Annotated in this window: 7 protein-coding genes; 4 read left to right on the top strand and 3 right to left on the bottom strand. The window is 65.3% G+C overall.

Annotated features, from left to right (window positions below; all coding sequences use genetic code 11):
* The first annotated feature begins 220 nt into the window (after positions 1–220).
* Both FHD63_RS16005 and FHD63_RS13780 read left to right on the top strand, forming a co-directional pair.
* Entirely contained in the window at positions 221–1,174 is a 954-nt protein-coding gene (locus tag FHD63_RS16005) for a Gfo/Idh/MocA family oxidoreductase (protein WP_158296789.1), read from the top strand.
* 98 nt (positions 1,175–1,272) lie between these two features.
* Complete coding sequence (locus FHD63_RS13780; protein WP_158296788.1) at positions 1,273–2,640, top strand: glycosyltransferase; 1,368 nt, start codon at positions 1,273–1,275, stop codon at positions 2,638–2,640.
* A gap of 3 nt (positions 2,641–2,643) precedes the next feature.
* Here FHD63_RS13780 and FHD63_RS13775 read toward each other — a convergent pair whose 3' ends face one another.
* Positions 2,644–4,305, bottom strand: a complete 1,662-nt coding sequence (locus tag FHD63_RS13775; RefSeq protein WP_139722524.1) for an asparagine synthetase B family protein — start codon at positions 4,303–4,305, stop codon at positions 2,644–2,646.
* Positions 4,306–4,458: 153 nt separating this feature from the next.
* Positions 4,459–5,997 (bottom strand): glycosyltransferase family protein, encoded by a 1,539-nt coding sequence (locus FHD63_RS13770; protein WP_139722523.1) that lies wholly within the window; start codon positions 5,995–5,997, stop codon positions 4,459–4,461.
* A gap of 528 nt (positions 5,998–6,525) precedes the next feature.
* Between FHD63_RS13770 and FHD63_RS13765 the strand changes: the two genes are divergently transcribed.
* The gene (locus FHD63_RS13765) at positions 6,526–7,311 is read left to right on the top strand and encodes an HAD-IIB family hydrolase (protein ID WP_238705678.1); all 786 of its coding nucleotides are present in this window, start codon (positions 6,526–6,528) and stop codon (positions 7,309–7,311) included.
* Positions 7,312–7,342: 31 nt separating this feature from the next.
* Here the strand turns inward: FHD63_RS13765 and FHD63_RS13760 are convergent, their stop codons facing one another.
* Entirely contained in the window at positions 7,343–8,122 is a 780-nt protein-coding gene (locus tag FHD63_RS13760) for a sugar phosphate nucleotidyltransferase (protein ID WP_139722521.1), read from the bottom strand.
* Positions 8,123–8,269: 147 nt separating this feature from the next.
* Here FHD63_RS13760 and FHD63_RS13755 point away from each other — a divergent pair, with 147 nt between their 5' ends.
* Positions 8,270–9,766, top strand: a complete 1,497-nt coding sequence (locus FHD63_RS13755) for an APC family permease (protein WP_139722520.1) — start codon at positions 8,270–8,272, stop codon at positions 9,764–9,766.
* Positions 9,767–9,834 lie beyond the last annotated feature (68 nt).

The raw sequence follows: 9,834 nt of genomic DNA, 5'->3' as shown, positions 1-9,834 counted from the left end.
AGGGGATGAGACCGGACCATGGTGCCTGCAGCCTCGCACGCGGGTTGCAGGCACCGCGGTGCCTGGAGAGACCACGCCGACGTGCACTTCTGAGCCGAAGCCAGAAGGGCCACCAGCCGCGACCAACGACGATCAGGCCTGTGGTGTGAGAGGGAGCCATCTACGAGTCGGGCTGATCGGTCCGGACAGGTTCGTCAGCCCACATGCGCAGAGCATCGGCATGCTCGAAGAAGTGGACCTGATCGCCGTCGCCAGCGCTGAGGCTCTCGGGGCGGATTCCAAGCGTCTCGCGCCGACCGCAGTGCGAGAGGTCGTGGGCGCCGGTGTCGACTGTGCCATCGTGGCGGGTCCTCTCTGCCTCGGCCAAGACGCGGCTGAGATGTTTATCGACGCCGGCGTGCACTGCCTTCTGACCCAGCCGTGTGCTCTGGCCTTGGAGTCCTTGCCAGACGTCAGCCGGTGGTTCGAGGACGCAGGCCTCATCGGAGCGGTGGGCAACCTTGATCGATACACGCCAGCCGTGCAGGAGCTGCGGCGCAGATTGGCACTGGGCCAGTTGGGAGCCCTTTACCAGATCAGCACGCGCCGGGAGGGGGGGGCCTCGGCTCGCGACCAGGACGCGCTGACCCTCCAGGATGTCACGGCGCAGAACCTCGACCTCACGACCTGGTTGGCGGCCTCGCCGTATCGCACCATCAGCGCCGTTTCCACGGGTCCAGTGGGACGCCGCGGGGCGGAGATGATCTCCGTGACCGGCTCGTTGTCGGACGACAAGGTGGTCAACCACGTCGTCAATGACTTGTCCCCCCTGTTCGAGCACGTCATCTCTGTCACGGGCGAGCGCGGCCACCTGATCGCCGACCTCGGCAGATCGACCTTGACATTCCATGCCAGCGTGACTCATCCAGCTGACGCATGGGAGACGGCGACACTGTTCCGGCGGGTCGGTGAAGGGGACGAGATTCGGTACGTGTTGAGGCAGACCGAGCCGCTGCGCCTGCAGCATCAAGTCTTCTGGGAGGCTGTTCGCGGCCAGGGATGCGATGTCGTCACCTTCCGGGAAGGAGCGCATACCCTCAGCGTCATGAAAGCGGTCATGATGTCCACGCGAACGGGCAACGCTGTCCAGGTAGGGCCAGTCTCGGGTGTGGGACGAGTAGCCGAGCCAGCATGAGCGGGCCGCGAGGCTCCGCAGCACAAGCATCGCGACCCCTGCGGGTGGTCGTCGTGGCCATGAAGCCGCAGTTGCGGGGTCGTATCAGGCGGAACATCGTGACACTTCTGGACCTCGGGGCTCAGGTGACCGTCGTCAACACCCCGCCGCGCGAGGATTTCTTTCTCGGCCTGTCCAGTCCACGGCTCAGCGCCACCTTCGTCGAGGTCCGGTCTGCAGCAATGCGATACCAGATGTGGATGACCCGACAGAACACCCTGCGAAGAGCCCGTTGGGACCAGGAGGCGCAGCTGCGACGGGAACGCGCGGGCAAGCCGCGTCCCGTAGCTCCTGCCTGGATGCTGACAGGCGGGCGCGTCGCAACACTGGCTTACGGCTGGTGGACGTCCCGGCGTGGGCGCCGCATCCGCACCCTCGCCACGAAGCGGTGGCCGATCTTCAAGCGTTGGTGGATCCGGCGCGGTCGTGCGGCGAGGAAGCAGCGCGACCTGACCGTCCGGAATGCCTTGCGCCAGTTTCACACCCTCAACAGGTTCGTCGATTTCTGGCGCCTCACACCATCCGTCATCGAGGCACATTCCCCTGACCTCATCGTCAGTTCTGACCTTCCAGGTCTCGTGGGGGCCAGCATCGCCGCCCGCCGGATGCGCCGACCGCACCTGCACGACTGTCATGAGCTGTACTTGGAGAGCACGGCATTCAGGCCCCACGAGCGAGCACTCCTGTGGCCCGTCGAGCGGCACTACATGCGCCGTGCCGACTCGATCGTCGTCGTGAACACCACCATCAGGGACGAGTATCGACGACGGTACGGAGTAGATGGCGTAGTCCTGCGCAACTGCTCCCCGCCAGTGCCGACGTCGGTGCGCCAAAGACCTATGGACCTCAATGCCATGTTGGGGCTGGACGCTGACAAGCGCATCGTGCTGTATCAGGGCGGGCTGGTGGCCGGCCGTGGTCTTGACGTGTGCGTCCGTGCCGTGTCCCACTTTCCCGACGACGCGCACCTAGTTCTCCTCGGGAACGGCGCGCTGCGGGAAGAGCTCTTGGCACTCGCAACGCAGCTAGGGGTGAGGGCACGAGTCCACGACCTTCCGGCCGTGCCGCCGGCCCAACTCCCGTCGTGGACTGCTGCAGCCTCAGTCGGGCTCATTCCCTACCAGCCGGTCTCCAAGAACAACATGTACGCGCTGCCCAACAAGGCCTTCGAATATCCGAACTCCGGGGTTCCTTTCGTAGCATCTAGACTCCCTGAGATCGCGCGCCTTGTGGATGCGTGGCGGTGCGGCGAAACCTATGACTCTTTTGACGAGATTGAGCTTTCCAACGCGGTTCACCGAGTCCTGGACTCACGCTTTCACGCGGCATATCGAGAGCGGGCGCTGCACTTCGCCGCCATGAATTCCTGGCACGCCGAGAGGCGTATCCTGGTTGCCGAGATCGAACGTCTGACCTGCCGCCCCTGACCTCTACGGGTGGTCCGCCCGGACCTTGTTCAGCCGCTGGAGGACTCGGGTCGCGGCGCAGTGCCAGAAGATGAACTCGCACGTCTGGTTGGTTCGGTTGCGGCCCTCGGGCATCGAGCGAAGCTCCCGCCTGACGTCGTCCATCGTGACATCGACGATGCCGGTCTCGGTGAGAGCCGCGTCCATGGCGGCATAGAAGTCGGTCTCGTCAGTCTCCCAGTAGGTGCTCTGGACACTGACCTTGTTGGTGATGGCGGGGTCAGTGCCGTCCGCTGCTTCGTGGTAGTAGCGGACTCCTCGCCACGACGGCATCAGTTCATTCGTCCATTGGCGTATGACGGCAGCAGAAACCTTCTCGCGAGGCGGTTGCCAGAAGGTCGAGGTAAGGATCTCAGGAACAAGAAGGGGGAGGATGACGGCGGGGTGAACCGGCGGGAACTGTCGACGCACCCTGTTCATCAAATACATGTAGTCGAGAGCGTAGAAACCTTCGAAGCCCTCCACCATGCCCTCCAGCAAGGCGTTTCTGACAAGTTGCGATCCGCGCTCTCGCAGATCTTTGGGAAGTACGGCGCGGTACTGCGTGAAGGATTGCAGAAATCGTCGTAGTGCTGCCTCAGGGGCCCCGATCTCGACATCGGAGTGTCCGTAGTAGTGACCCCTGGTGACATCTCCATGACTCCCAGACAGGGTGAAGGTGGAAGCCAGGGGCATGGCGTTTGAGGGGGGGTTCGACTTGACCAGGGACGACCAATGGTCGCCTCCGAGATAGGTGAACCATGCCTCGGCTCGGACCAGGATCGGATCCGGACGGAGTTCAATCGACTGCGGCTGTCGTGCATCCTGTCGGACTGTGCCCGGGTTGACGGTGTGCTGTCCCCACGAGTAGCGGTGCTCTGCACGCTCGTGCAACTCGCGTGCGATCTGTCCCTCGAGTTCTGGGGGCACGTAGGTGTGTGCGTTCACAGGAAGGCCGGTGTCCAGCGCGAGCGCCGTCACGAGCCGAGAATCGAGGCCACCGCTCAGCCACAGGGTGGCGCTGTCGAGGTGCGGTCTCAACTCTTCGACAAACGCCCGCGCCGCGCTCAGGGCGGTACGGGGAGCTGGGGGATCGCGTCGGGCCTGCTGGAGCAGACGCTTGACAGAATGGTGCTCGCGGATCGCCAGTCCCTGCTGGGACACGATGAGGACGCTGCCGGGTGGCGCGAGAGTGACTCCGCGGATGAAGGACGTGTCCCCGAGACCGCCTCCCGTGACGTAGTAGGCGTCCCAGAATTCGTCATCTTGGACAGCTGCACACTGCCGTGCCAGAGCCACAGCCAAGGGGTTGTTCGACACGATCGTCGACTCTCCGCTCGTGGCGTAGTACAACTTGCCGATTCCGAGCGAGTCATTCGCAGCCACGATCGTCTCTCGTAGGACATTATGGTGCAGATAGCTCAGGGGGCCGGCGATCCGCTCCAGCGCGTGAGAGTCGTTGCGCAGGTTGACGACGAACTCCCTGAGCGACTTGCCGGTCTGGTCACACAGCACGTCGTGCGTCAAGAGCGGGTGAGCGCTCGCGCTGAGGGTCGCGTTGTCGACGTGACACCAGGGTCGGTCGAGAGGGTCGGGTTCTCCTGGGAGAAAGAACGAGACGGTGTCTTCGCCGCGGAGGTGGCGCATCCCAGTCGCGGGAAGGTTGAAGAAATCGCTAAGCCGGCGGAGAACTGACGGTGCGGATGTGCATCCGCGTGCGCTCATGCCCACAAAGACCCCCGTGGCGCTGTACGCGTGAGCTGGTTTCGTCATGGCGAGCTTCCGGCCTTTTCAGGCACCTCAGTCATGGCTGTGAAGACGTTGCAGCCCGGAACCGCGCCCGTAGCGATCCGAGAAGTAGAAGAACTCGGTGTTAGGAATATTGACCTCGGCCGGGTTCTCGGAGAAGAACACCGCCTTCACCTGCGTGCCGCGAGTCCCGAGGGTCTGGGCGATGCGCAGGAAACGCTGGTAACGAGTCAGATCCCGAAACCCGAGCATGGTGACGCTCCCGGGCTCACCGAGGAAATGGACGAGAGCCTCCTCTTGACTCTCCCAGGTGAGCGACTGTCGAGCGACGTGAGCAGCCGAGCGCCTGGCCGACGTGTGGGTGAGTGCGGAGGCGATCTCCTTGGCCCACCCTTCGGGGGTCAGGTCGTGGGTGATGGAACCGCACCTGTGCTCCGTGACGAAGGCTTCGAACTCCGGCAAGGGGGGAGCGACGAAGGGCAGTACGGAAGTGACGAAGTCGAAGACGCGGTTGGGGAGAGCCACCGAGTGGTTCGCGTTCCCAGGGTCGAGCATGATGATCCCGAGATCCGCGTCCATCAGGAGCCCCGGTAGTTCGTCGTAGGGGGCAAAGCCGAGGAGGTGGACTCGGGCCGTCATTCCGCGCCGCGAGATGTGCTCGCGCACTCGCTCCTCGTAGGCGGCGGGACTCAGTCGCACGAGAGCCACTAAGTGGAAGGAGTCCGGCAGGAGCGCCAACGCGTCCACCAGCGTCTCGAAACCCTCCACCACGTTTCCTGTCGTGATGAGAATCGTGGCGTCTTCGCCGACGCCGCAGCGATCTCGCAACGTGCCTGAGGGTGCCGGAGACTCCAGGCGACGGTAGTTCGGCTGCAATCGCACAGGGGGGCCGAATCGCTCCAAGGTTGTGGCTACAGAGGAGCTGACAGTCATCAGTCCGTCACACTGGGCCAGGGCGCCGTACGCGGTGGTGTTGACCATCTCCAACGCCGCCGGACTCAGGTTGGGGGCTAGAGAATGTCGGTGCACCTCGACATTCTCGACGCAGTCACAGATGACGCGTCCACCGAACTTCCGGCTCAGGACCAGGGCGGCAGGCACAGTACTCGGCAGGAGGCACAGGTAGGTATCGGCCGCCAGATCGACATCACTCTTAGCGATCTCATCGTAAAGGAGGCCTTGTCGAAAAAGTGCGTAGTAGCGGCGAGCGACGGTCCAGAGCTCGGTCGTCGCGGCCAAGCGTTCGCGGGTGCTGGTGAGACTGCCAAGCAATTTCTCCCGTCGCTCGGCTGTCAACTCCTTGAACGCGGCGAACTGCTTCTTGACGACCTGCGCCTGCTCGATCTGTTTCAGCCTCTGCTCGCGCTGCGCCTGTGCGCGCTGTTCCGCGCGTTCGGCGCGTTGCTCGGCACGCTCGGCCCGAGCCCTCATGGCCGCGAGTCGTTGCTTGGAGACATCCAGGTGGCCACGCAGATCCAGATTCAGTTGTTCGAGGCTGCTGCGCGCGTCGGAGAGACCTCCGACCCTACGCGCAGCCCGCGCACGCTCTTCCTGAAGCACCGCTTCCTTCGACGTCAGCTGCTCGGACAAGTTGGCGTTCGCCGTTCGCAAGTCGGCGATCTGGGCGGACAGTTCGGAGAGGTGCTGAACCTGTACGCGGCCGACCCTCGAGGCGGTGGGGAATTGGCCCTGTAAGGGATATGAAGGGCTTGGTCGTGGCCCATTGTTGGGCAGAAAGGGTGACAGACCCCTCAGCCCCCAGGACCGTAGAACACGGAGTCGACAACGCTGGGCAGCCTCGGCCATCCGATGTCCAAGGCGTCGGACCAACTCCATGATGGCGGACGGTATCACCGTGACTGTGGACGCGTTCGGACTGCTGTGAATGATGGGCGCCTGGTCGTCGACGCAACGACCCGCGCGCTATCCTCCCCGTCACCCCGCAAGGGGGGATGTGCAGCACGATCCTCCCCACGACCCCCCGCACCCCCTGACCGGGACCTCCGTCGCAGACGTCCCCTGCTGGGAAGTGCCGAGCTGGCTGCGTTGGTGTGCTGCCGCTGTGCGGTCCTGCACTGCGAGGCGTCGGGCCATCGGTCAAGTTGTGGAAGGGGCGAGGTGTCGTTCAGGGACGTTCGTGCCATCGCCTTCGACCTGGATGACACGCGTGCTCCGTCGAAGTCGCGGGTTCCTGAGCGGACGGTAGAACTGCTGGGACAGCTGCTCGACGAGCTCCCCGTCTGCGTCATCTCCGGTGGTCGCTTCGAGCAGTTCCGTGACCAGTTGCTCGTCCAGCTGTCCGCACGACACCACCTGTCAGAGCTCCACCTGATGCCGACCTGTGGCACGCGGTACTACAGGTGGAACCATGATGACTCCGACTGGGGGCTGGTCTACAGCCGCGACATGACAAGTGCTCAGCGACGTCGCGTCTTCGAGGCGGTGGAGCGTGCCGCTCGCGGCCTGGGGCTGTGGGAGCCCGACGAACGGGTCACCGGGGACAGGATCGAGGACCGGGGATCGCAGGTCACCTACTCGGCACTCGGACAGCGTGCGGACGTCGTCCAGAAGAAGGCCTGGGACCCGGACGGCTCGAAGCGTGCGGCTCTGGCCCTGCGGCTGGGCGAGATGTTGCCCGATCTCGATGTCAGGTCCGGTGGCTCGACCTCCCTCGACATCACCTCCCAGGGCGTGGACAAGGCGTACGGCATCCAGCAGTTCGCGAGGTCTCTCGACATCCAGCCGACGGACATCCTCTTCGTCGGCGACAGGCTCGAGCCCGGCGGCAACGACTACCCGGTCCGGGCCTTGGGAGTGCAGACTCGCCAGGTTACGGACCATGTCGAGACAGTCGACGTCATCAAGGGCCTCCTCGGCGCGCGGCGTCAAGCGTTCGGCGCTTGAGCGGGGGAGACCACCGGCGGCAAGGCTCCGCCTAGATGAGGTCCTCCCCGGCCATGTCGCGCAAGAGGTTGACGATGGCCCCGACCTGCTGTGCTCGGTCAGGACTGGTCAGGAGTAGCGCGTCGGGGGTGTCGATGGCGATGACCTCCTGCAGACCGAGTGACACGACCATGCGGTCGCCGTGCGGCGCGATCAACCCTGTCGAGTCGGGCGCCATCACGACGTCCTCATCTCCGAGAACTCGCACCCATGGGTGAGACCCGTGAGGGCTTGCTCGTCCCGCTAGAGAGGCGAAGTCACCCACGTCATGCCATGCGCACTCGGCCGGGACGACGGCCACCCGGCGATTCCTGCCGGCGGGCTCGGCCACCGCGTGATCGATGGCGATGCTGGGCATGCCCCGCCATTGCGCCTCCAACGACTCCGGGCACTGTGCGATCGCTCGAAGCAGGCTGGCCATCTCGGAGTCGCTCGCGGCCAGCAGATCCAGCAGGACCACGGCGCCCACGACGAAGATGCCGGCGTTCCACAGGTGACGACCACCACGAAGGTAGGCCGCGGCCAGATCCGCCGCCGGCTTCTCCCTGAAGACCTCCACGTGTCTCGCCTCCGGTGCCCCGGTCAGCCCCAGGGGAGGCCCCACCTCGATGTATCCGAACCCGGTGGCGGGGCGGGTTGGCGTGGTGCCGGGAGTGACGAGGTGCTGAGCCCTGGAGAGCGGCCAGAGACGGGTTCCCGTGCCACCGGCCGGTATCACGGCGGTGGAATTGGGCAGGTGCTGGCCCGGGGTGAATGACGGGCGTGCGTTCATGCCGGACGTCCTCGCCGGTCGGCGATGACAGGACCGGCTGAGAAGTCGACAAAGACCGCGGAACGGCCGGGGCGCCACATCAGTCGGGACGCATCACCCTCACCTTAGAGGGGCTCGCCAGCGGTCGCGCGACTAGACTGCGGTGTCGTGACTGGATCGCCGGAGGCGCCTGCGGGAAGACAAGAGTTGCGAAAGACCCTCAGGCCGCAGTGGGTGTGGGCGGTGGCCCTGGGCTCGGCGATCGGTTGGGGTGCCTTCGTCCTGCCACAGGACCTCCTGGGACAGGCAGGTCCCCTTGGGGCAAGCCTGGGCCTCATCATCGGTGGCGCACTCATGTGCGTCATCGCTGTCAGCTATGGGCTGCTGATCCGGCACTTCCCGGTGAGCGGCGGCGAGTATGCCTACGCTTACACCTTCTTCGGCCGCACCCACGCCTTCATCGCAGGGTGGGCGCTGGTCCTCGGATACGTCTCCATCATCGCGCTCAACGCCTCCGCGTTGGCACTGCTCTTCCGCCGGCTACTTCCGGCCGTCGTGGAGTGGGTGCCGCTGTGGAAAGTCGCAGGATGGCAGGTCTACCTGGGTGAAGTGGTTGTCGCGTCTGCGGCACTGCTCATCTTCGCCTTCCTCAATGCGCGCGGGGGCACGCTGTCAGGTCGCGTGCAGTATGCCTTCTGTCTGGTGATGTTGGCAGCGGTCGCCTGCATCTTGCTCTCGACGTGGCTACACCCGGACACCCCGCTGTCCAACCTCGAGCCCGACTTCCCCAACGGCGTGTCGCCGGTCTCGGCGGTTCTCGTGATCGTCGCGATCGCACCCTGGGCCTACGTCGGTTTCGACAACGTCCCGCAGGCGGCCGAGGAGTTCGACTTCTCGCCGACCAAGGCGTTCGGGCTCATCGTCCTGGCCATCGTTGCCGCCGCCGGGATCTACGTCGCCATGCTCATCGCCACCGCGGTGGCCCAGCCGTGGCCGCAGATGGTCGCTGACGCGCCGGCGTGGGGCACCGCAGACGGGCTGGAGCGGCTCTTCGGCCCTATCGGGCTGGTGCTGCTCGCCGTCGCCGTCGTGATGGGCGTCTCCACCGGCCTCAACGGCTTCTACGTTTCGGCCAGCCGGCTGCTCTTCGCCATGGGTCGGGCACGGGTGCTGCCGTCGTTCTTCGCCAAGATCAACGACGCGGGCGCGCCCGGCAGAGCCGTGTGGTTTGCCGCCGGCCTGTGCCTCATCGCCCCGCTCTTCGGTCGGGAGGCACTGCTGTGGGTGGTCGATATGACCTCCGTCGGCGTCACCATCGCCTACACCTATACCTGCCTGGCGGCATACAAACTGTGGCAGTGGTCCGGGAGCGACCAGGGTGAGCCGGACCTCCGCTCCAGCGGTCGCAAGGTGCTCAGCGGCCTCGGTGCCCTCACGGGTGCGCTCTTCCTCGGCCTGCTGCTCCTACCGGGCTCGCCGGCCCAGCTGAGCACTCCCTCGTGGATCGCGCTGGGCGTGTGGGTGGCGCTCGGCATCGTCTTCTACACCGTCCGGCTGCGTTCCAGCCGGCAGATCACGGACGAGGAGATGCAGCACCTGGTGCTGGGCGAGCATGGTCGTGCTCCTGCGGGGAAGGGTGGTTCCGGTCACCCCTCCGCGGGGTGACGCGGTCTGACAGGTCCGAGCGTCGCCACCGTGTGGAAGTGCTCTGGGTCGACCTGTCCACGGATGGG

Source organism: Serinicoccus chungangensis (assembly GCF_006337125.1).
Taxonomy (GTDB): Bacteria; Actinomycetota; Actinomycetes; order Actinomycetales; family Dermatophilaceae; genus Ornithinicoccus; species Ornithinicoccus chungangensis.
The sequence above is the reverse complement of the archived record's forward strand: the minus strand, read 5'-3'. Positions and strand labels throughout refer to the sequence as shown.

Bases quoted from the DNA above. Each gene is read 5' to 3' on its own strand.
- FHD63_RS13775 (WP_139722524.1), bottom strand. From the start codon at position 4,305: ATGCGCCACCTCCGCGGCGAAGACACCGTCTCGTTCTTTCTCCCAGGA.
- FHD63_RS16005 (WP_158296789.1), top strand. From the start codon at position 221: ATGCTCGAAGAAGTGGACCTGATCGCCGTCGCCAGCGCTGAGGCTCTC.
- FHD63_RS13760 (WP_139722521.1), bottom strand. From the start codon at position 8,122: ATGAACGCACGCCCGTCATTCACCCCGGGCCAGCACCTGCCCAATTCC.